Below are 19,928 nucleotides of genomic sequence, written 5' to 3' on the forward strand. Positions count from 1 at the left end.
CCCTTCATCTTTCGCGCCACAGCGGCGTTGTCTGCGCACCTTCGCCTCGGTCACTTAGCTCACTAAGCTCCCGAGGACTCATGCGCTTGCCGCCTGGCTGCAACCCGAAATCTTTCGGGCGCAAGAAGGATCACGACGAGCGGCGTTAGCGGGTGAAAGCGTAAACTTTCCCGCCGCGAGCCTGGATGACCAGCTTGTCGCCGGCCACCATCGGCGCAGACAGGAAGCCGGAGCTGTCCACTTCCTGCTGGGCGACAAAACGGCCATCGGTGGTGTTGACCCAGTGCAGATAGCCTTCGGCGTCACCGGTCACCAGATAACCATTATACATCACCGGCGGCGTCAGGTTGCGGTGCAGCAGATCGCTTTGCGTCCACACGGTCACGCCGCCTTCGGTGCTGAGCGCCACCACGCGATCGTTCTGGTCGATCAGGTAGATGCGGCCCGCGTCGACGATGAAATCATTCACCGAACCCAGCTCGCGTTTCCAGATGATCTGACCGGAACGCAGATCCAGCGCCGTCAGGTTGCCGTTGTAACCCAGCGCGTAGACCACGCCGTCAACGATTACCGGCGTGGTGTCCACGTCGTTCAGGCGATCGATTTCGGTCGCGCCGCTCGGCTGAGAAATGCGCTGTTGCCAGATCAGTTGGCCCTGCTGCATCAGCACGGCGCTGACGCGGCCGTTGTCACCGCCGACGATGGCGGCGCCAAAGGCGACGGCCGGCGCGGATTCACCGCGCAGCGACAGCGAAGGCATGTCCAGGTTAACCGTCCACTTCACCGCGCCGTCGGCTTCGTTCAGCGCCTGCAGCATGCCGTTGGAGGTGTGCACCAACACCATGCCGTCGCTGATAACCGGACGTGAAATCGCTTCGCCGGCCACTTTGGTCTGCCAGGCGATGGCGCCGTCGGCGGTGTTCAATGCGTAAACCACCGCTTTTTCGCTGCCGACGTAAACCTTGTCACCCGCAACCGTCAGGCCGCCCGACAGCAGCGCAGACAGGTTGCTGGAGAAGAAGCCGGTCTTCTCGGAGAGATTGACCTTCCACTTCTCGTTGCCGCTGTCGGCGTCCATCGCTTTCACGATGCCGAAGCGATCGGCGGCGTAAATGGTGCTGTCCTGATAGGCCGGACGCAGGTGGGAGTAATACTCACCGATGCCGTCGCCCACCGAGGTACTCCACGCCTTGCTCGGCGTGAACTGATTTTCAACTTTCGGCAACGGCGACATGGTAACCACGTCTTCTTCGCTGTTAAACAGCGAGCAACCACTCAGCAAGGCAGCGGAAACCAGTCCGACCAAGAGTGTTTTACGCAATTGCATGGGAATTCCCCTTAGCTGGACAAGTTATTCAATTTCATGCGCAGCAGAACCTGCAGCGCCTGAGAAGCATTGGACTCAATGCCTTTGCTGTAAGCTTCGCGCGCGCCCTTGGCGTCGCCCTTGGCCTGCAATACATCGCCGCGCACATCCTGCATCATCGCCGCCCAGCCTTCGCCTTTCACGCCATCCAGCGTTTTCAGCGCTTCATCCAGCTTTTTCTCCTGCAGCTGGACACGCGCCAGACGCAGGTCGATCATCGCCAACAGGTTGTCGTCTTTGGTCTGGCCCTGCGCCAGCACCAGCTGCTGTTCCGCCTTGGCGAAATCATTCTGTTCGACAAAGTGCTTGGCCAACTGCAGCGCGGCCAGTACGCCGTAGCTGTTGCCGTTAGCCTGGACAAATTTCTCTGCGGCAGCCACGTCATCCGGCTTGCCGGCCGCCAGACGATCGCTGGCTTCCTGATAGGATTGCGATGCCGCCATCATGTTGGAGTTTTCATGGCTCTGCCAGTAACGCCAGCCAACCAGGGCACCAATTCCGAGCACCACGCCCACCGCCAGCGCTTTGCCGTTCTCGACAAAGAACCGACGCAGTGCGTCGACTTGTTCGTTTTCAGTGGTATAGACTTCCACGGTGTCCTTCTCCTTAACCTAACATCAAAGCCAGACGCGCAGCGACTTCGCTTTGCGCCAGCGTTTCTTGTTCACCACTGCGCAGGTCTTTCACCACCACCTGCTGCGCCGCCACTTCGCTCTCACCCAGGATCAGCGCGATGCGCGCGCCCCATTTGTCCGCACGGGTGATCTGTTTCTTGAAGTTGCCGCCGCCGTAATTGGTCATCAGCTTCAGCTGCGGCGCCGCGTCGCGCACCTGTTCAGCCAGCTGCATCGCCGCGCTCTGGGTGCCCGCGCCGGAAGAGATGACGTACACGTCGATAGCCGACGGCGCCTTGAATTCCGGGTTAACCGCCTGCACCAGCAACACCAGGCGCTCGAGGCCCATGGCGAAACCGACCGCCGGGGTAGCACGGCCGCCCAATTGCTCGACCAAGCCGTCGTAACGGCCGCCCGCACAGACGGTGCCCTGCGCGCCCAGGCTGGTGGTCACCCACTCAAACACGGTGCGGTTGTAGTAATCCAGACCGCGCACCAGGCGCTCGTTAACGGTATATGGGATACCTGCCTGCGCCAAAAGTTCACACAGACCGGCGAAGTGAGCACGGGATTCTTCGTCCAGGTACTCGGACAGGCGCGGCGCGTCGTTCAACAGCGCCTGCACCTCAGGATTCTTGGAGTCCAGCACGCGCAGCGGGTTGCTGTACATGCGGCGTTTGCAGTCTTCGTCCAGCACCTCGACGTGCTGCTCCAGGAACGCCACCAGCGCGTCGCGGTAGTTGGCGCGCGCTTCCAGCGAACCGATCGAGTTCAGCTCCAGCTTGACGTGCTCGGCGATGCCCAGCGCTTTCCACCAGCGGGCGGTCAGCAGGATCAACTCAGCGTCGATATCCGGGCCTTGCAGGCCGAACACTTCCGCGCCCAGCTGATGGAACTGGCGATAGCGGCCCTTCTGCGGGCGCTCGTAGCGGAACATCGGGCCGATGTACCACAGACGCTGTTCCTGATTGTACAGCAGACCATGTTCGATGCCGGCGCGCACGCAGCCGGCCGTCCCTTCCGGACGCAGCGTCAGGCTTTCGCCGTTGCGGTCTTCGAAGGTATACATCTCTTTTTCCACGACGTCGGTCACTTCGCCGATCGCGCGTTTGAATAACGGGGTCTGCTCTACAATCGGCAACCGGATTTCGCTGTAACCGTAGCCGCCCAGCACCTGCTTGAGGGTGCCTTCAATACGCTGCCATAATGCCGTTTCTTCCGGCAGGTAGTCGTTCATGCCGCGAATGGCTTGAATGTTCTTTGCCACGTGAGTTCTCTGTCCGTTGTCTGTAAAAATGAACCCGATTATAGGGACTTTGCCGCCCGGTATTCAACGCGGATGCGGTTTTCTGCCCTTCAGGCTCATAAACAAGCGGGCCAACTGGCCCGCCGTGTAGCGATAACGCTTATTTTTCCAGCAGGTTGACCGTGATGCGGTTGCTTTCGTCCATCATCGCGGCCTTGGCGCGAATTTTCGCTTCCAGCTGGTCGATCATCTGTTCGTTGTCGAAACGCTCTTTCTGGCGCACGCCGTCTTCATAGAAGCCGCTCTTCTTGTGGCCGCCGGTCACGCCCATGGTGGACACCAGCGCTTCGCCCGGGCCATTCACCACGCAACCGATGATCGAGACGTCCATCGGCGTGATGATGTCTTCCAGGCGCTGCTCCAGCGCGTTCACCGTGCCAATCACATCGAACTCCTGACGCGAACAGGTCGGGCAGGCGATGAAGTTGATGCCGCGCGCGCGGATGCGCAGCGACTTCAGAATGTCGAAACCGACCTTCACTTCTTCAACCGGATCCGCCGCCAGCGAGATGCGCAGGGTGTCGCCGATGCCTTCAGACAGCAGCATGCCCAGGCCGATGGCCGATTTGACCGACCCGCTGCGCGCGCCGCCGGCTTCGGTGATGCCCAGATGCAGCGGCTGATCGATGCGCGACGCCAGCAAGCGGTAGGATTGCACCGCCAGGAACACGTCCGACGCCTTGACGCTGACCTTGAACTGGTCGAAGTTGAGGCGATCGAGGATGTCCACGTGGCGCATGGCGGATTCCAACAGCGCTTCCGGCGTAGGTTCGCCGTACTTTTCCTGCAGGTCTTTCTCCAGCGAGCCGCCGTTGACGCCGATGCGAATCGGGATGTTCTTGTCGCGGGCGCAGTCCACCACCGAGCGAATGCGCGATTCGTTGCCGATGTTGCCCGGGTTGATGCGCAGGCAGTCTACGCCATATTCGGCAACCTGCAGCGCGATGCGATAATCGAAGTGGATATCGGCGACCAGCGGCACGTTGACCTGCTGCTTGATCAGTTTGAACGCCTCGGCGGCGTCCATGGTAGGAACCGAAACGCGGACGATGTCGACGCCCACGCGCTCCAGCGCTTTGATCTGATTAACCGTTGCTTCAACATCGGTGGTACGGGTGTTGGTCATCGACTGCACGGCAATCGGCGCGCCATCACCAATAGGCACCTTGCCGACGTAAATGCGTGTAGATTTTCGACGGTTGATGGGCGCTTGGTTATGCATTACTTACTCTCCATTGCTGCTCTGACATCACGACCAGCCGCGCGATTACTGCGCGGCGACGGTCAGGCGAGCAACACGGTTTGACTTAACGAACCGGCTTAAATCAACCGGTTTACCCTGATACTGGATCTGAACTGCCGCCGGCGCGCCGATGGTCAGTTTATACGGCGCAGTGCCGGTCAGGTTCAGCTTGCCACCTTGCTTCTGGGTGCCGCTGAACAGCGTTTTACCGCTCGCGTCGGTCACCTGCAGCCAGCAATCGGCGGAGAAATCCATCACCAGCGCGTTCGGATCGGCCGCCGGCGCAGCCACGCCCGCATCGGCGGTCGGCAGCGGCGCTTGTGCCGCCGGCGCGGTTTCCGGCAGGGTTGTCTGGCTTGGCGACACCACGGCAGGCTGCTGCTGGGCCGCGCTCGGCGCCTGGGCGGTCGCCGCAGGCGTCTGAGCCGCTGCGCCGGTATCAGCCGGCGCGGCGCTGTTGTCGGTCAACGGCACGTTGGTGCCGGCGTCGGCATTGCCGTCCGTCAGCGGCACGGACTGCCCTTCGTTATTCTGTGAAAGCTGCGCCGAGGATTGATCGGCCATGGTGGCGATCTCTTCCTGCTGCGCCTTGTGGTTTTGCCACCACCAGGCGCCGGTCAGGCCGATCACCACGAACACGATAAGCCAGGTGAAGCTCATCAGCCAGCCGTCGCGTTTCTTGCGGCGCTTGCCCAGCGAGAAGCTTTGCATCGGCGCCACTTTCGCCATCTTCAACGGCGCCTGCTTGGCCAGCATCGGCAGCAGTTCGTCTTCCGGCAGATGCACCAGCTTGGCGTAGGAACGGATGTAGCCGCGCACGAAGGTGGACGCGAGGTCAGCAGACACGCTGTCTTCCTCGATATCGCGCACGGTGGACATTTTGAGACACAGGCGTTCTGCAACGGTCTGTTGGCTCAGCCCGAGTTGCTCACGGGCCTGACGCAGGCGCTGGCCCGTCGTCATGGATACGGTTTTATCTTGGGAGGCTTCAGTATTCATTAGCTAAGAACTGCTGGTACTGTTTGGATTGTGGAAAACTTCGCGCTAGCTGCTTGCCATAGCGTTGAACGCTATCCTGGCGGCCGGCTGACGCGGCGAAACGAATCTGTAACCATAAGCTGCTGGCGCTGGCCGGCAGAACATGCTGATAAACATCCAATAAAAGTTGCGACTGGGCGCGCTTCCCTTCTCCAAATTGCTTTTCGGCCTCCGCCAACAGCGGAGTGCCTTTGTCCGGATCGACTTTTAGCGCGCGGCTCAACAGCGTGCGCGCCTCATCGTTTTGTCCGGCCTTGAGAAAACAGTAACCTGCGTTTTCCAGGCTGTCGGCGACCTGGCCATAATCGGGCACCAGCGCCGCAGCGCTAAACTGCTGTTGCGCCGGTACATACTGCCCTAAACCGCAAAGAAACGCACCGTAATTATTCAATACGGTGCCATTGCCCGGCGCAAGTTTGAGCGCTTGCCGATAACGCTGTTCGGCCTCGGTGTTTTCACCGTTCCGCTGCGCGTAGAGCGCCATGCCCAACTGCGTGCGGTAATCCTGCGGGGCTGCGTCCAGCGCCTTTTCCAGGTTCTGGCGCGCGGCGTCCATGTCGCCTTGCTGCAGGTACTCCAGGCCCAGTTGCAACCGCGTCTGGCCCGCCTCAGAGACTTGTGCTTCCTTTTCCGGCGCTGAACCGGAACACCCGGCCAACAACCCGGCCGCCAGCCACATACCCCACAGTTTCAGCTTCATGCCCGCATTCATTTCCTTATCGGCCGTCAGCTAACGCCCGCCAGCGACATGCTTGCGCATAACAGGCTGTTAGATAACAAAAAATGGTACTATAGGATTCAGACCGCCCGTACGTTGATAGGTTCCCCGGCCATTTTCTTCTTCAGGGTACGCTTGGTACGGTCGATCACTTCACCCGCCAGTTGCCCGCAGGCGGCGTCGATATCGTCACCACGGGTTTTACGAACAATAGTCGTAAAGCCGTATTCCATCAACACCTTGGAGAAACGATCCACCCGGCTGTTGGAGCTGCGGCCGTAGGGGGCGCCCGGGAACGGGTTCCATGGGATCAGGTTAATCTTGCACGGCGTGTCTTTCAGCACTTCCGCCAGCTGATGCGCATCGTCGGTGCTGTCGTTGATATGATCCAACATCACGTACTCGACGGTCACGCGGCCCTGGTTGGCGTTGGATTTCTCCAGATAGCGACGCACTGCGGACAGGAAGGTCTCGATGTTGTATTTGCGGTTGATCGGCACGATCTCATCGCGGATGGTGTCGTTCGGCGCGTGCAGCGAGATCGCCAGCGCCACGTCGATCATGTCGCCCAGCTTGTCCAGCGCCGGCACTACGCCAGAAGTAGACAGGGTCACGCGGCGTTTGGACAGGCCAAAGCCGAAGTCGTCCAGCATGATTTCCATCGCCGGCACCACGTTGTTCAGGTTGAGCAGCGGCTCGCCCATGCCCATCATCACCACGTTGGTGATCGGACGTTGGCCGGTCACCTTCAGCGCACCGATGATTTTCGCCGCGCGCCACACCTGGCCAATGATTTCCGACACGCGCAGGTTGCGGTTGAAGCCCTGCTGCGCCGTCGAACAGAATTTGCACTCCAGCGCGCAGCCTACCTGCGAGGAGACGCACAGCGTCGCGCGGTCGGCTTCCGGGATGTACACGGTTTCGACCTGCTGATCGCCGACTTTAATCGCCCACTTGATGGTGCCGTCGGCCGAACGCTGTTCTTCCGCCACTTCCGGCGCGCGGATTTCCGCCACGCGCTGCAGCTTGCCGCGCAGGACTTTGTTGATGTCGGTCATCTGCTCGAAATCGTCGCAGCAGTAGTGGTAAATCCACTTCATCACCTGATCGGCGCGGAACGGCTTCTCGCCCATTTCGGCGAAGAACTCGCGCATTTGCTGGCGGTTCAGATCCAGCAGGTTGATTTTGGCCGCAGCCGGTTGCTCCACGTTAACGGAGGGGGTAGTCAGCGAATTATTTTCAGACACGGTGTGCTCGGACGTGATGGGTTCTAACATAATGATCTCTGGCCTCGTTATTACACGTTATGGCGCTAAAGAATGGACAGTAAGTTGTGCATTTCAGCCCGCATGATTCGGGTGGCGGCACTAAAAACACGCCCCTGACAAGTCGTCTTATCAGGGGCGCGGCATTGTACAAATTTTAGTAGCGGGTGGCTACGGCTGAAAGGCATTCAGGGCATTTTTATTGTTTCAGCCGGTGAATGCCTGGCTATCAGCTCAGAAACGCGCGATTAACGTGCGCAGATTTCGCTTTCGTTGAAGAAGTAAGCGATTTCGCGCTGTGCGGATTCAACAGAGTCGGAACCGTGAACGGCGTTAGCGGTGAAGCTGTCCGCGTAGTCGGCGCGCAGGGTGCCGGCCAGTGCGTTGTCCGGGTTGGTTGCGCCCATGATGTCGCGGTTGCGCTGCACGGCGTTTTCAGATTCCAGAACCTGCACCATGATCGGGCCGGAGGTCATGAACTCAACCAGACCGTCGAAGAATGGGCGGCCTTTGTGCTCAGCGTAGAAGCCTTCAGCTTGTTCGCGAGTCAGACGCAGCATTTTAGCGGCGATGATTTTGAAACCGGCGCGCTCGAAACGCGCGTAGATAGCGCCGATGTCGTTGTTGGCTACAGCGTTTGGTTTAACGATGGAAAAGGTACGTTCTACGGTCATGATGGCCTCTGTATGACTTCCAAAACAGGCCGGTCTGCAATGTTGCCGGCCTTCTCAAGTGGCGCAGATTATATGTGCGCCGTTAACGCTTGCCTACGGGAAAATCAACATTTCATTAAAAAAATATGATCTTCATGGGGCATTTTCGACCACGCGGCGGCGCTACTGGGTCTTGTCGGTAGACGGGATCAAATTGCGCAGCCAACTGCCCCAGCGGCGCTGGTAAAACGGCTGCGTATGGGCGATCAGATAGTGGCTGATGCCGCGCTCGTTCTCCGACACCAGGCAGAAATCCACCGGTTCGTCGTTTGGCGCCGTTTCGCTGGCGACGCTGCCGGCCTCGTTGATCAACGCCTCGATCTCCGCCGGCTCGGCGTCCACTTCCAGCCCGATCAGCAGATTCGGCTTCTCGTCCGCCACCTGGTCGTGCATCAGCGCCAGGAACGCGCGGCGCACCGGTTTGCGCTGGCTGAACAGCGTGGTCAACGCATCCACCATCGCCGACGGGTACTCCTCGGGCTGCCCCAGCAGAATTTGGGTCTCTTTATCGACGTAATGCTCCACCGGTTTGACGACGCCGCCGGTCGCCAGCAGCATCGCCACCTCTTCCGGGTAGAACTCCTTGCCGTACTCCGCCTTCGGGTTGAGGAACAGATCCGCGCCCTGGGTGATTTCGAACAGCACCCGCGCCGGCATGGCGATGAATGGCTGTTCGTCCTCAACGGCCTTCTGCAGTGCTTCCAGCGAGGTGAAGAACGGAATGATGCTGCCGCCGTCCTGCTTTTCCCAATGCTGGATATTGACCGGCGTATCCGCGTTCAGCGTGATGTCGCCGTCCTGCTGCACCTGTTCGCTGTCGCCGAGGATCAGCACCGTGGCCTCGAGCAGTTCACGGAAGAACGCCGGGCGGTGGGCCGGCTCCGTCACCGCCAGCTTCAGCAGGCGTTCAAGTTCGTTCTCGCTCGGGGCGGCATCGTGATGATGGGCACTCATGGCAAACTCCAGGATCAAATAGCGAGGCCCAGCATGCTGGGCCCCGAAGATAATGCGCATTCTAGCGCCCGATGCGGCGGGCGTTCAATTATTTGGCTTTGCTCAGCAGCAGGTTGGCCAAGGTACGCACGCCCAAACCGGTCGCGCCGGCCGACCACTGATCCACCGCGCCTTTGCGGTAGGTGGCGGAGCAGTCGATGTGCAGCCAGCCCTGTTGGTAATTCTTGACGAAGTGCGACAGGAAGGCCGCCGCGGTGCTGGCGCCGGCGGTGTAGGCCGGGCCGGCTACGTTGTTCAGCTCGGCGAAGTTGGACGGCAGCTGGCTACGGTGGAACTCGGCCAGCGGCAAACGCCAGAACGGCTCTTGCTCGGCGGCGGCGCTGCTCAACAGTTCCTGCGCCAGCGCATCGTCGAAGCTGAACAGGGCGTGGTAGTCGTTGCCCACTGCGGTTTTGGCCGCGCCGGTCAGGGTGGCGCAGTCGATAATCAGCTGCGGATCCTGCTCAGAAGCGTCGATCAGGCCGTCGGCCAGCACCAGGCGCCCTTCCGCATCGGTGTTCATCACCTCAACGGTTTTGCCGTTGCGGTAGCGAATGATGTCACCCAGTTTGAAGGCGTTGCCGCTGACCATGTTGTCGGCGCAGCACAGGTACAGCTTCACGCGCTGCTTCAAGCCGCGCGCCGCCGCCAGCGCCAGGGCGCCGGTGATGGTGGCCGCACCGCCCATGTCAGCCTTCATCGAATCCATAAAGGCGCTCTGTTTCAGGCTATAACCGCCGGTATCGAAGGTGATGCCCTTGCCGACCAGGCAAGCGAACACCGGCGCGTCCGGGTTACCGGTCGGGTTGAAGTCCAGCGCCAGCAGCACCGGCGGGCGTTCGGAACCGCGGCCGACGGTGTGGATGCCAGCATAGTTCTGCTCGCGCAGATCTTCGCCCTTGGTGATACGGTAGCTGACGGCATCGCAGCCGACGTCGCACATCAAATCGACAGCGCGGGTCGCCAGTTGCTCCGGCCCCAGCTCTTCCGCCGGCATGTTGATGGTGTCACGCACCCAGTCGACGATCTTCAGGCGCTTATCCAGCTCCTGACGCGCGGCTTCCGGCAGTTCAGCCCATTCGACGTTGCGCTGCCCTTTCGGCCCGCGATAGCCTTGCCAGAACGCCCAGCTGTTTTCCAAATCCCAACCGTCGCCGGCCAGCTTGACGTTTTTGATGCCCTGGCCATCAATTTTGCGGCCCGCGCGCTGGATCGCGCCCAGCTTGTCGGCCCTGGTCAGGTGGATGGTCATCCCTTCGCCGTTGGTACTCAGCAGCGCTTTCTCGCCCCAGCGGGCGTCGGCAGGTTGTTGCGACAGCGTGACCTGCATGAATTCTGTTGTCATAGCCTTCTTACTCCGGATTATTCTTTTATTAATCTTGTCGGATACAAAATAAACGGGCCGCCCATGGCAGCCCGTTACGCTATTTACTCCGCTTCATCTAACCAGACCAGCAGGATCGCTTCCAGTATTTTTTCGTTGGAAGCCTGCGGATCGTCGTCGAACTCTTCGAGATCGCAGATCCACTGATGCATGTCGGTAAAACGCACGGTTTTCGGATCGGTGTCCGGGTATTGGTCGTACAGGGCTTCGCCGATTTCACGGCTGTCGGTCCACTTCAGTCCCATTATGATCTCCGGGTTGACGCTGCGGCTAACAATTAATGCTCACGCGCGTGGTTGACGGTGTAGCGCGGCATTTCGACCACCAGATCTTCGTCGGCGACCAGCGCCTGGCAGCTCAGACGGCTTTCCGGCTCCAGCCCCCAGGCTTTGTCCAGCATGTCGTCTTCCAGCTCGCTGCTCTCTTCCAGCGAATCGAAGCCTTCGCGCACGATGCAGTGGCAGGTGGTGCAGGCGCAGGATTTCTCGCAGGCGTGCTCGATTTCAATGCCGTTGCGCAGCGCAACGTTGAGGATCGACTCCCCTTTTTCGGCTTCCAGAACCGCCCCTTCCGGGCAAAGGTCTTGATGGGGCAGGAAAACAATTTTAGGCATGGTTAAACCTCATCCACAGAATGGCCAGCCAGCGCGCGGCGAATGGAAGCGTCCATGCGGCGCGCGGCAAAATCTTGCGTTTGTGCATCTAATGTTTTGATGGCGTCTTCGATAGCGGCGGGATCTTCACCCTGCGCCGCCTGCTGCAACGCCTGGGTCGCGGCGGCGATCGCCTGGCTTTCCGCCTCGCTCAGCAGCGCGGCGTCGGTGGCCAGCGCACCCTGCAGGCTTTCCAGCACCCGCGCGGCTTCCACGCGTTGCTCCGCCAGCTTGCGCGCGCCCACGTCGCTTTGCGCGTTGGCCATCGAATCCTTGATCATGCCGGCGATTTCGCTGTCCGACAGACCGTATGACGGCTTGACCTGGATCGAGGCTTCAACGCCGGTGGATTTCTCCATCGCGGTGACGCTCAGCAGACCATCGGCATCCACCTGGAAGGTGACGCGAATGTGCGCGCCCCCGGCAGGCAATGGCGGCAGGCCGCGCAGCGTGAAGCGCGCCAGCGAACGGCAATCCTGCACCAGCTCGCGCTCGCCCTGCAGCACGTGGATCATCATCGCGCTCTGGCCATCTTTAAAGGTGGTGAACTCCTGCGCGCGCGCCACCGGAATGGTGGTGTTGCGCGGGATCACTTTCTCCACCAGACCGCCCATGGTTTCCAGGCCCAGCGACAGCGGGATCACGTCCAGCAGCAGCATGTCGCTGTCCGGCTTGTTGCCCACCAGGATGTCGGCCTGGATCGCGGCGCCGATGGCGACCACTTTATCCGGATCGATCGACGTCAGCGGCGTGCGGCCGAAGAAGGCCCCCACCTGCTCACGCACCAGCGGCACGCGGGTGGAACCGCCGACCATCACCGCTTCCAGCACCTCGTCGGCGGCGACGCCGGCATCTTTCAGCGCGCGGCGGCAGGCCATCAACGTACGTTTCACCAGCGGAGCGATCAGCGCTTCGAACTGGGCGCGGGTCACCTCGCCCTGCCAGCCGGCTACCTCAACGCACACGCTGTCGGCATCGCTCAACGCGATTTTGGCGGCGATGGCGGCGTCCAGCAGTTGGCGCTGCACACCATGATCGCTGCGATCGGCCACGCCGGCCTGCTCGCGCAGCCAGTCGGCCAGCAGGTGATCGAAATCGTCGCCGCCCAGCGCGGAATCGCCGCCGGTGGCCAGCACTTCGAACACGCCGCGGCTGAGGCGCAGAATGGAGATATCAAAGGTGCCACCGCCCAGATCGTAAACCGCGATCACCCCTTCCTGGCCGGAATCCAGCCCGTAGGCGATCGCCGCCGCGGTCGGTTCATTCAGCAGGCGCAGGACGTGCAGGCCGGCCAGACGCGCCGCGTCTTTGGTGCCCTGGCGCTGCGCGTCGTCGAAGTAAGCGGGAACGGTAATCACCACGCCATCCAGCTCGCCTTCCAGCGCCGCTTGCGCGCGCGCGGACAGAGCCCGCAGGATATCGGCGGAGACGCCAACCGGGTTAACCGGGCCGGCGGCGGTGACGATCAGCGGCAGGCCGTTGTCGCTGGCCTGAAATTGATACGGCAGGTTCGGGTAACGTTGCTGCACGTCCGCCAACGAACGACCCATCATGCGTTTGATGGAGCTGACGGTATTGGCCGGATCCTGCGCCGCCTGTTGGCGCGCATCCCAGCCGACGCGCTGCGCGTCCGCCTGATAATGCACCACCGAAGGCAGCAAATGGCGTCCCTGATCGTCGGCCAGCGTTTCCGCTTGCCCGCTGCGCACCGTGGCGACCAGCGAGTTGGTGGTGCCTAAGTCGATGCCGGCGGCCAGGCGTCGCTGGTGCGGCGCGGCGCTGAGGCCAGGCTCACTAATTTGTAATAAGGCCATGTTGAAGCTTCCACAATCAGAATCAGAAGGTGTTACTCAAAACCCAGCAGTTTTTCTTCGAGTTGTTCAACCTGTTGCTGGAGTTTGTCCAAAAAGCGCAGCTTGCGCACGGTGTCGGCGGCCTCCGCCCACTGTTCACTGTCCAACTGCTGCAGCATCAGCGCGCTGCGCTGCTTGATGGAGGTGGCCAGCCGCGCGCCGAAATCGGCCAGCAGGCTTTCCGCCTCCGGCTTGCGCTCAATGGCGTCGAGCTCTTCGCGCAGCTCCAGCTGTTCCATCAGAAAGGCGGTGTCGCGCATCGTATGCTGTTCGTTGCCCAGATCGAAGCCGTGCAAAGATAGCATATACTCCGCGCGTTTTAACGGGTGCTTCAGCGCCTGGTAGGCTTCGTTGATGGTCGCCGCCTGCTGCAACGCCATCAGGCGTTCGCGCTCCGGCTGGTTGGCGAAACGATCGGGGTGGAATTGGCGCTGCAGATCCTGGAAGCGGGACGCAAGCAGGCTGCCGTCCACGGTGTAGCGAACGGGCAGCCCGAATAAAGTAAAGTAATCCATAGCGTGCTCTGGGCGTTAGCGGATGAAGTTCCCCCGCCGAAACGGGGGAGCACGATGGACTGTCAGACGTTGAAACTCTCGCCGCAGCCGCACTCGCTTGAGACGTTCGGGTTGTTGAACTTGAAGCCTTCGTTCAGGCCTTCCTTAACGAAATCAAGCTCGGTGCCGTCAAGGTAGACCAGGCTCTTGCCGTCGATGATCACCTTGATGCCTTTGTCTTCAAACACGATGTCGTCATCGTTGGCTTCGTCAACAAATTCCAGCACATAGGCCATCCCGGAGCAGCCGGAAGTTCGCACTCCCAGACGCAGGCCGAGACCCTTGCCGCGGTTCGTCAAAAACGCCTGAACACGCTGCGCAGCGCTGTCGCTCATGGTAATAGACATCACAACCTCACACTTCACATCAAAGCCCGGCGCGGCCGGGCCGATTCAGACAAATTACTTGGCGCTATGCTTGCTCTTATAGTCGGCAATCGCTGCTTTGATGGCGTCTTCAGCCAGGATCGAGCAGTGAATTTTGACCGGCGGCAATTCCAGCTCTTCGGCGATCTGGGTGTTTTTGATCGCTTCAGCCTGATCGAGCGACTTGCCTTTCATCCATTCGGTCACCAGCGAGCTGGAGGCGATGGCGGAACCGCAGCCGTAAGTTTTAAAGCGCGCGTCTTCGATGATGCCTTCATCGTTAACCTTGATTTGCAGCTTCATCACGTCGCCGCAAGCCGGTGCCCCTACCATGCCGCTGCCGACGGTAGGATCTTCGTTGTCGAAAGAACCCACGTTACGCGGGTTTTCATAATGATCGATTACTTTTTCGCTGTAAGCCATGACCTTGCTCCTGAAACCTGAGAATTAATGATGCGCCCATTCGATGCTGTTGATGTCCACGCCCTGCTTGAACATCTCCCACAGTGGGGACAGATCGCGCAGACGGCCGATGGATTTACGCACCAGTTGAATGGTGTAGTCGATCTCTTCTTCCGTGGTGAAACGCCCCAGGGAGAAACGGATCGAGCTGTGCGCCAATTCATCACTCATGCCCAGCGCGCGCAGCACGTAGGACGGCTCGAGGCTGGCGGAGGTACAGGCTGAACCGGAAGAAACGGCCAGGTCTTTCAGCGCCATGATCAGCGACTCGCCTTCAACGTAGTTGAAGCTGACGTTCAGGATGTTCGGTGCGCCGTGCTCCAGATCGCCGTTCAGATACACTTCTTCCATATCTTTCACGCCGTTCCACAGACGATCGCGCAGGGTGCGCAGACGCGACATCTCTTCGGTCATCTCTTCTTTGGCGATGCGATAAGCTTCGCCCATGCCGACGATCTGGTGGACAGGCAGGGTACCGGAACGCATGCCGCGCTCGTGACCGCCGCCGTGTACCTGCGCTTCGATGCGGATGCGCGGCTTACGACGCACGTACAGCGCGCCGATGCCTTTCGGACCATAGATTTTGTGGCCGGAGAACGACATCAGGTCGACTTTCAGCTTGCTCAGATCGATAGGCAGTTTGCCCACGCTCTGGGTGGCGTCAACGTGGTAGATGATACCGCGCGCACGGCACATTTCACCGATCGCTTCGATGTCCTGCACCACGCCGATTTCGTTGTTGACGTGCATGATGGAGACCAGGATGGTGTCATCGCGCAGCGCCGCTTCGAGATCCTGCAGGCTGATGATGCCGTTGCTCTGCGGCGCCAGGTAGGTGACTTCAAACCCTTCGCGCTCCAGCTGACGGCAGGTGTCCAGCACGGCTTTGTGTTCGGTTTTGCTGGTGATGATGTGCTTGCCTTTTTTCTGGTAGAAATTGGCAGCACCTTTAATCGCCAGGTTGTCGGATTCGGTCGCCCCGGAGGTGAAGACGATTTCGCGTGGGTCGGCGCCCACCAGTTCGGCGATTTGGTTACGGGCGATGTCTACCGCCTCTTCCGCCTGCCAACCGAAACGGTGGGAACGGGAAGCCGGGTTGCCGAAAGTGCCGTCCAGGGTCAAAAACTGCATCATCTTCTCAGCAACGCGCGGGTCAACCGGCGTCGTTGCTGAGTAATCCAGATAAATCGGTAATTTCATTGCTCTTGTGCTCCGTACATCACTTCCAAAAACTAAAATAATTTCGCCAGCTGCTTATGCGCGCAGATTAACGTTGATAGTTTCTTGCGGACGACCGTTGGCCGTGCGGCGCGTATCGTTGTTTTGACGATCCGCCACCACCAGCACCTCCTGGTTATTGACCAGTTCTGCCAGCGTAATGTTGTTCAGGAACCCGCTGATGCGCTCGCTCAGATCGCGCCACAGGGCGTGGGTCAAGCAGCGATCGCCGCCCTGACAGCCTTCTTTGCCCTGGCAACGGGTTGCATCTACCGATTCATCGACGGCAGTGATGACAGCGCCAACGGCGATCTCACCCGCGTCTTTACCCAGCAGATAACCACCGCCCGGACCGCGCACGCTGGCCACCAGGCCATTCTTGCGCAGACGGGAGAATAATTGTTCCAGATAAGAGAGCGAAATACCCTGGCGTTCGGAAATGTCCGCCAGTGGCACCGGCCCTTCCTGGGAATGCAGCGCTACGTCAAGCATAGCGGTTACGGCATAACGGCCTTTGGATGTCAGTCTCATAGCTCAATGGTTACCTGTTGGTCAAATATGGCCGAAAGTCTGACATTCCTGAGTAAAACAGTCAACTATTTAACCTAGTAATTAACTCAAGTATTAGCACGTTTTGAACTTAGCAAGAACAAAGGTATATAAAATACATGTTATAACCTTTGGATAACTAATACTATTGTCGCCCACCGTTATGCCACATCAATTAATTACCTTGATGTTTATCCTGTTTCTCGATCGACGTCAGCATGCCGCGCAGGATATTCAGCTCCTGCCCTTCCGGGCGCGCGCGGGTGAACAGCCGGCGCAGGCGGCTCATCACCTGGCCCGGATGGGACGGGCGAATAAAGCCGGTGCGCTGCAGCGTCTGCTCCAGGTGCTGATAAAAACGCTCGAGGTCATCCACCAGCGGATACGGCGTCTCTTCCAGCTGCGGCGCGCCCGCCTGTTGGCGATCGAGGTAAGCCACGCGCACTTCATACGCCAGGATCTGCACCGCCATCGCCAGGTTCAGCGAGCTGTAGTCCGGGTTGGCCGGAATGGCGACGTGGTAGTGGCACTTCTGCAATTCATCGTTGGTCAGCCCGACGCGTTCGCGGCCGAACACCAGCGCCACCGGCGCGTGCTCGCCCTCGTGCACCGCGCGCACGCCGCATTCACGCGGCTCCAGCATCGGCCACGGCAAGGTGCGAGAACGTGCGCTGGTGCCCACCACCAAGCTACAGCCGGCGATGGCGTCATCGAGGGTATCGACGATGGTGGCGTTGCCGATCACGTCGCTGGCGCCGGCAGCCAGGGCGATGGCCTGAGAATCGGGTTTGATCAGCGGATTAACCAGATAAAGGTTGGTTAACCCCATGGTTTTCATGGCTCTGGCGGTCGAGCCCATGTTGCCGGTATGTGAAGTCTCTACCAGAACAATGCGGATATTGTGCAGCATACAAACTCTGAGCGTGGCGGAAAATCGCAGCATCTTAACACAGCCGTAGGCAATTTGCCGAACAGCTGCTATACTTCGCGCCGTTTCCTGTTCTTTAACATCCTAGTTGGAAGATACCCATGCATCCGATGCTGACTATCGCCGTGCGCGCTGCGCGCAAGGCCGGTAACCTGATTGCCAAAAACTACGAAACCCCGGACGCTGTAGAAGCGAGCCAGAAAGGGACCAATGACTTCGTCACCAACGTCGATCGCGATGCAGAGCATCTGATCATCGACGTCATCCGCAAGTCTTATCCGCAACACAGTATCGTGAGCGAAGAACGCGGTGAGCTGATCGGCGAAGATCGCGATGTGCAATGGGTGATCGATCCACTGGATGGCACTGCAAACTTCATCAAACGTTTCCCTCATTTCTCCGTTTCCATCGCCGTACGCATCAAAGGCCGTACTGAAGTGGCCGTGGTTTACGATCCGATGCGCAACGAACTGTTCACCGCCACGCGCGGTCAGGGCGCACAGCTCAACGGCTACCGCCTGCGCGGTACCAACGCCAAAGATCTGGATGGCACCATCCTGGCGACCGGCTTCCCGTTCAAAGTCAAACAGCACGCAACGCCTTACATCAACATCGTCGGCAAGCTGTTCACCCAGTGCGCAGACTTCCGTCGCACCGGTTCCGCCGCGCTGGATCTGGCCTATGTGGCCGCCGGCCGCGTAGACGGTTTCTTCGAGATCGGCCTGAAGCCGTGGGACTTCGCCGCGGGCGAGCTGCTGGTGCGTGAAGCCGGCGGCCTGGTGACCGACTTCGTCGGCGGCCACAACCACTTCAGCTCAGGTAACCTGGTCGCAGGTAACCCACGCGTGGTGAAAGCCATGCTGGCCACCATGCGTGAAGAACTGAGCGAAGCGCTGAAGCGTTAATCGCCAGAAGCGAATCGAAAAAAAGCGCTGCCGATGCAGCGCTTTTTTTATGCCAGTTAGCGGGAGAAGGGGCGGATGCCGCCGCCGAATTCCGGCTGCGCGCTGACGTACAGCAACAGCCCGGCGGCCAACAGGATCAGACCGCCGGCCAGCGCCAGCGAGCCCCAGGCCACCGCGCTCCAGGCGGCGGGCGCGCGCGAACGGCTGAGGCGCACCGCCAGCCGGCGGCTGTAATGCACCAGCAGCGCCAGCATGGAGATGGTCAACGAGGTGCCGAACGCCATCGCCAGCGCGGAGAACACTCCCCAACCGAACACGCCGATCACCTTGGAGAACAGCAGCACTAAAATCGCCCCCGAACAGGGACGCATGCCCATCGCCAGCACGATGGCGGCCTGAGTGCGCCAGTCGCTTCCCGCCTGCAGCTCGCTGTCGCTCGGCAGATGCCGGTGGCCGCAGCCGCAATTGGCGCTGTGCACATGATCCGCCGCCAATGGCGTCAGGCTGTTGATGCGCAGCGCCGGCGCCGGGCGCATCGCCTTGATCGCCGCAAACAGGCGTTTCAGCGCGCGCCAACTCAGCAGCACGCCAAGCAGCATCACCAGAATAAAGCTGCCCTTCTCCAGCCAGAAACTGCTTTGGTGCAGCTGGCGCGAAGAGAGCTGTAACACCACCAGCATCAGCGTGACCAGCGCGATCGCCACCCCGCCCTGCACCAGCGAAGCCGCGAAGGTCAGCTTCAGGCTGCTTTTCAGCCGCGCCGGATGGGTGGCCAGGTAGGTGGCGATCACCACTTTGCCGTGGCCGGGGCCGAGCGCATGCAAGACGCCATAGCCGAGGCTGAACAGCATCAGCGCCAGCCCGGCCTGCTGCGGCGCGGCCTTCACCTGCTGCAACAGCCCCGACATCTGCTGGTGCAGCGCTTTTTGCCACACCACGCTCTGCATCAGCAGCTGCGGCCAATAGTGCCACGCCAGCAGCGCGGCGGCCGCCAGCACCAGTGTGAACGGCAGCAGCGGCCACAGGCCGAAGGCCCAGTGACGCCGGCTCGTCGTCGGTTGCGAGAGATTTAACGACATTGCAGCGTCACCCGCTGGGCGAACTGTTGCCCCAGCGCCAGGTCTTCGCCGGGCGAGTCGTTCTTGTCGAGCGACAGCGCATAGGCCTGCAGCGACGCATTCGGCTGCGGCGTCATCAGCTTGTAGCTGCACTGCTGCGCCATCTCCGGCGGCAGATGCAGTGCATTTTGGTCTTTATAGGTCATATCCACGAAATAAGTCGGATCGTAAGTAGAAAGTTCGAACGGCTTGCCCGCCAGCGGCTGCGGTTCGGCCAACGGCAGCACGAACTCCAGCACCGCCTGATTGCCCTGGCGCGACAGGTGATATTCGCTGGGCAAGTTCAGGTATTTCACCGGTTTGCCGTCGCGGTAAAGATCGGTGAAATAGTGCTGCCCCAGCACGTTGGCCATCACTTCCGCCGCCAGCTTTTTCCACACTTCCGAATCGCTCTTGGCGTTTTTCGCATCGTAAAGCAGATCCGCCGAGGTGATTTCATCCATCACCCACACCATTTTCAGGCCAACCAGCCGCTGGTCTTTGGCGACGAAGGTGGTATTCATGTCGATAAAGCTGTGCGGATGCGCGATCGCACCGGCGCTGAACACGGCGCCAAAGGCAGCCAAAAGTCGACGTAACTTCATCATTATCCTGCCTTACCCATATTTGTTATAACGTAACATAAATAACTGCCGAACGGCCCGCCTCCGCCGGCGATATTTGTGACGAAAGTTGTAAGCCGAA

General features: G+C 60.1%; 22 protein-coding genes. 1 reads left to right on the top strand and 21 read right to left on the bottom strand.

Annotation, left to right across the window (positions count from 1 at the left end):
• Positions 1–145: 145 nt before the first annotated feature.
• From bamB to trmJ, 19 genes are all read right to left on the bottom strand, one after another.
• Positions 146–1,327: an outer membrane protein assembly factor BamB gene (gene bamB / locus ACJ8J4_RS19065; protein ID WP_025303907.1), complete on the bottom strand. Its 1,182-nt coding sequence runs from the start codon at positions 1,325–1,327 to the stop codon at positions 146–148.
• Positions 1,328–1,338: 11 nt separating this feature from the next.
• Complete coding sequence (locus ACJ8J4_RS19070) at positions 1,339–1,959, bottom strand: YfgM family protein (RefSeq protein WP_197813329.1); 621 nt, start codon at positions 1,957–1,959, stop codon at positions 1,339–1,341.
• Between the two features lie 13 nt (positions 1,960–1,972).
• Positions 1,973–3,247: a histidine--tRNA ligase gene (hisS, locus tag ACJ8J4_RS19075; protein WP_025303909.1), complete on the bottom strand. Its 1,275-nt coding sequence runs from the start codon at positions 3,245–3,247 to the stop codon at positions 1,973–1,975.
• Between the two features lie 139 nt (positions 3,248–3,386).
• On the bottom strand, positions 3,387–4,508 hold the full coding sequence (gene ispG, locus ACJ8J4_RS19080) for a flavodoxin-dependent (E)-4-hydroxy-3-methylbut-2-enyl-diphosphate synthase (protein WP_016929756.1): 1,122 nt from the start codon (positions 4,506–4,508) through the stop codon (positions 3,387–3,389).
• 45 nt (positions 4,509–4,553) lie between these two features.
• Complete coding sequence (gene rodZ / locus ACJ8J4_RS19085) at positions 4,554–5,528, bottom strand: cytoskeleton protein RodZ (protein ID WP_049204899.1); 975 nt, start codon at positions 5,526–5,528, stop codon at positions 4,554–4,556.
• On the bottom strand, positions 5,518–6,267 hold the full coding sequence (pilW, locus tag ACJ8J4_RS19090) for a type IV pilus biogenesis/stability protein PilW (RefSeq protein WP_142591384.1): 750 nt from the start codon (positions 6,265–6,267) through the stop codon (positions 5,518–5,520). The genes rodZ and pilW overlap by 11 nt, the downstream gene beginning before the upstream one ends.
• A 98-nt stretch (positions 6,268–6,365) precedes the next feature.
• On the bottom strand, positions 6,366–7,562 hold the full coding sequence (locus ACJ8J4_RS19095; RefSeq protein ID WP_004941426.1) for a bifunctional tRNA (adenosine(37)-C2)-methyltransferase TrmG/ribosomal RNA large subunit methyltransferase RlmN: 1,197 nt from the start codon (positions 7,560–7,562) through the stop codon (positions 6,366–6,368).
• A 236-nt stretch (positions 7,563–7,798) separates the two neighbouring features.
• Positions 7,799–8,224, bottom strand: a complete 426-nt coding sequence (ndk, locus tag ACJ8J4_RS19100) for a nucleoside-diphosphate kinase (RefSeq protein ID WP_004941424.1) — start codon at positions 8,222–8,224, stop codon at positions 7,799–7,801.
• Positions 8,225–8,386: 162 nt separating this feature from the next.
• Positions 8,387–9,217, bottom strand: coding sequence for an enhanced serine sensitivity protein SseB (sseB, locus tag ACJ8J4_RS19105; RefSeq protein WP_049204939.1), 831 nt, complete (start codon positions 9,215–9,217; stop codon positions 8,387–8,389).
• Positions 9,218–9,305: 88 nt separating this feature from the next.
• Positions 9,306–10,601, bottom strand: a complete 1,296-nt coding sequence (gene pepB / locus ACJ8J4_RS19110) for an aminopeptidase PepB (RefSeq protein WP_197836406.1) — start codon at positions 10,599–10,601, stop codon at positions 9,306–9,308.
• Between the two features lie 83 nt (positions 10,602–10,684).
• Positions 10,685–10,885: a Fe-S cluster assembly protein IscX gene (gene iscX / locus ACJ8J4_RS19115; protein WP_006327336.1), complete on the bottom strand. Its 201-nt coding sequence runs from the start codon at positions 10,883–10,885 to the stop codon at positions 10,685–10,687.
• Between the two features lie 32 nt (positions 10,886–10,917).
• Entirely contained in the window at positions 10,918–11,253 is a 336-nt protein-coding gene (fdx, locus tag ACJ8J4_RS19120) for an ISC system 2Fe-2S type ferredoxin (protein WP_004941417.1), read from the bottom strand.
• Positions 11,254–11,255: 2 nt separating this feature from the next.
• Complete coding sequence (hscA, locus tag ACJ8J4_RS19125) at positions 11,256–13,106, bottom strand: Fe-S protein assembly chaperone HscA (protein WP_025303914.1); 1,851 nt, start codon at positions 13,104–13,106, stop codon at positions 11,256–11,258.
• Between the two features lie 32 nt (positions 13,107–13,138).
• Entirely contained in the window at positions 13,139–13,660 is a 522-nt protein-coding gene (hscB, locus tag ACJ8J4_RS19130; RefSeq protein WP_049209549.1) for a co-chaperone HscB, read from the bottom strand.
• A gap of 62 nt (positions 13,661–13,722) precedes the next feature.
• On the bottom strand, positions 13,723–14,046 hold the full coding sequence (iscA, locus tag ACJ8J4_RS19135) for an iron-sulfur cluster assembly protein IscA (RefSeq protein WP_004941410.1): 324 nt from the start codon (positions 14,044–14,046) through the stop codon (positions 13,723–13,725).
• A gap of 54 nt (positions 14,047–14,100) precedes the next feature.
• Positions 14,101–14,487 carry a Fe-S cluster assembly scaffold IscU gene (gene iscU, locus ACJ8J4_RS19140; RefSeq protein WP_004941408.1) on the bottom strand — a complete coding sequence of 129 codons (387 nt, stop codon included), beginning with the start codon at positions 14,485–14,487 and terminating at the stop codon, positions 14,101–14,103.
• A gap of 24 nt (positions 14,488–14,511) precedes the next feature.
• Positions 14,512–15,726, bottom strand: coding sequence for a cysteine desulfurase (gene iscS, locus ACJ8J4_RS19145; RefSeq protein WP_043138101.1), 1,215 nt, complete (start codon positions 15,724–15,726; stop codon positions 14,512–14,514).
• Between the two features lie 54 nt (positions 15,727–15,780).
• Positions 15,781–16,275 (bottom strand): Fe-S cluster assembly transcriptional regulator IscR, encoded by a 495-nt coding sequence (gene iscR, locus ACJ8J4_RS19150; RefSeq protein ID WP_004941404.1) that lies wholly within the window; start codon positions 16,273–16,275, stop codon positions 15,781–15,783.
• A gap of 193 nt (positions 16,276–16,468) precedes the next feature.
• Positions 16,469–17,203, bottom strand: a complete 735-nt coding sequence (gene trmJ, locus ACJ8J4_RS19155) for a tRNA (cytosine(32)/uridine(32)-2'-O)-methyltransferase TrmJ (protein WP_025303916.1) — start codon at positions 17,201–17,203, stop codon at positions 16,469–16,471.
• 119 nt (positions 17,204–17,322) lie between these two features.
• Here trmJ and suhB point away from each other — a divergent pair, with 119 nt between their 5' ends.
• A complete protein-coding gene (gene suhB, locus ACJ8J4_RS19160; RefSeq protein ID WP_025303917.1) occupies positions 17,323–18,126 on the top strand; it encodes an inositol-1-monophosphatase in 804 nt (267 codons plus the stop codon).
• Positions 18,127–18,182: 56 nt separating this feature from the next.
• Here the strand turns inward: suhB and ACJ8J4_RS19165 are convergent, their stop codons facing one another.
• Entirely contained in the window at positions 18,183–19,205 is a 1,023-nt protein-coding gene (locus tag ACJ8J4_RS19165) for a nickel/cobalt transporter (RefSeq protein WP_043138105.1), read from the bottom strand.
• Positions 19,196–19,831, bottom strand: a complete 636-nt coding sequence (locus tag ACJ8J4_RS19170; RefSeq protein ID WP_028127507.1) for a DUF1007 family protein — start codon at positions 19,829–19,831, stop codon at positions 19,196–19,198. The genes ACJ8J4_RS19165 and ACJ8J4_RS19170 overlap by 10 nt, the downstream gene beginning before the upstream one ends.
• Positions 19,832–19,928: the final 97 nt, after the last annotated feature.

The organism is Serratia sp. CY47280, from assembly GCF_052168655.1.
Classification (GTDB): Bacteria; Pseudomonadota; Gammaproteobacteria; order Enterobacterales; family Enterobacteriaceae; genus Serratia; species Serratia bockelmannii.

Coding starts and splice junctions, on each gene's coding strand:
- bamB (WP_025303907.1), bottom strand. CDS start 1,327: ATGCAATTGCGTAAAACACTCTTGGTCGGACTGGTTTCCGCTGCCTTG.
- ispG (WP_016929756.1), bottom strand. CDS start 4,508: ATGCATAACCAAGCGCCCATCAACCGTCGAAAATCTACACGCATTTAC.
- rodZ (WP_049204899.1), bottom strand. CDS start 5,528: ATGAATACTGAAGCCTCCCAAGATAAAACCGTATCCATGACGACGGGC.
- pilW (WP_142591384.1), bottom strand. CDS start 6,267: ATGAAGCTGAAACTGTGGGGTATGTGGCTGGCGGCCGGGTTGTTGGCC.
- ACJ8J4_RS19095 (WP_004941426.1), bottom strand. CDS start 7,562: ATGTTAGAACCCATCACGTCCGAGCACACCGTGTCTGAAAATAATTCG.
- ndk (WP_004941424.1), bottom strand. CDS start 8,224: ATGACCGTAGAACGTACCTTTTCCATCGTTAAACCAAACGCTGTAGCC.
- sseB (WP_049204939.1), bottom strand. CDS start 9,217: ATGAGTGCCCATCATCACGATGCCGCCCCGAGCGAGAACGAACTTGAA.
- pepB (WP_197836406.1), bottom strand. CDS start 10,601: ATGACAACAGAATTCATGCAGGTCACGCTGTCGCAACAACCTGCCGAC.
- iscX (WP_006327336.1), bottom strand. CDS start 10,885: ATGGGACTGAAGTGGACCGACAGCCGTGAAATCGGCGAAGCCCTGTAC.
- fdx (WP_004941417.1), bottom strand. CDS start 11,253: ATGCCTAAAATTGTTTTCCTGCCCCATCAAGACCTTTGCCCGGAAGGG.
- hscA (WP_025303914.1), bottom strand. CDS start 13,106: ATGGCCTTATTACAAATTAGTGAGCCTGGCCTCAGCGCCGCGCCGCAC.
- hscB (WP_049209549.1), bottom strand. CDS start 13,660: ATGGATTACTTTACTTTATTCGGGCTGCCCGTTCGCTACACCGTGGAC.
- iscA (WP_004941410.1), bottom strand. CDS start 14,046: ATGTCTATTACCATGAGCGACAGCGCTGCGCAGCGTGTTCAGGCGTTT.
- iscU (WP_004941408.1), bottom strand. CDS start 14,487: ATGGCTTACAGCGAAAAAGTAATCGATCATTATGAAAACCCGCGTAAC.
- iscS (WP_043138101.1), bottom strand. CDS start 15,726: ATGAAATTACCGATTTATCTGGATTACTCAGCAACGACGCCGGTTGAC.
- iscR (WP_004941404.1), bottom strand. CDS start 16,275: ATGAGACTGACATCCAAAGGCCGTTATGCCGTAACCGCTATGCTTGAC.
- trmJ (WP_025303916.1), bottom strand. CDS start 17,203: ATGCTGCACAATATCCGCATTGTTCTGGTAGAGACTTCACATACCGGC.
- suhB (WP_025303917.1), top strand. CDS start 17,323: ATGCATCCGATGCTGACTATCGCCGTGCGCGCTGCGCGCAAGGCCGGT.
- ACJ8J4_RS19165 (WP_043138105.1), bottom strand. CDS start 19,205: ATGTCGTTAAATCTCTCGCAACCGACGACGAGCCGGCGTCACTGGGCC.
- ACJ8J4_RS19170 (WP_028127507.1), bottom strand. CDS start 19,831: ATGATGAAGTTACGTCGACTTTTGGCTGCCTTTGGCGCCGTGTTCAGC.